The sequence below is a fragment of the Pseudomonas sp. RA_35y_Pfl2_P32 genome, assembly GCF_963970735.1.
GTDB lineage: Bacteria > Pseudomonadota > Gammaproteobacteria > Pseudomonadales > Pseudomonadaceae > Aquipseudomonas.
Window position 1 is genome coordinate 1 of the sequence record NZ_CAXAQF010000280.1, and the last position, 474, is coordinate 474.

Annotated in this window: 1 protein-coding gene; it reads right to left on the bottom strand. The window is 64.1% G+C overall.

Translation table 11 applies throughout. The annotated features are described in order from the left end of the window. Positions 1-81 precede the first annotated feature (81 nt). A partial coding sequence (locus tag AACY45_RS28275) for an alpha amylase C-terminal domain-containing protein (protein WP_339548767.1) occupies positions 82-474 on the bottom strand: 393 nt, incomplete at its 5' end.

Below are 474 nucleotides of genomic sequence, written 5' to 3' on the forward strand. Positions count from 1 at the left end.
GGAAAACAGCGCGAAATTGGTGCCGCGTCCGTCCCAGCTTGCACCGAGGCGTGCGGGCGATCCGGCAGTCAGGCGCATCGGTCAGGTTTCCGGAACGAGGAAGATCGCGGCCAGCGGCGGAACGGTGAGGCTGAGCTGGCCGTCGACGGCAAGAACCTCGCCGATATTGCCGACATTGCTGCCGCCGTAATGAGCGGAGTCCGAGTTCAGCGCCTCCCTGCACTTGCCTGCCAACGGCACGCGGACGCGATAGTCGCGATAGACATTGGGCGAGAAGTTCACGATCACGAGGCAGCGTGCGTTTGCCTCGATGCCCTTGCGCAGCCACGCGAACACGTTGCGGTCGGCATCGTCGGCGATCAGCCATTCGAAGCCGGCGGGATCGCAATCCATCTGATGCAGGGCCGGGACCGCACGATAGAGATGGTTGAGATCGCGGATCAGCGCCTGCACGCCGGCATGGGACCTGGATTC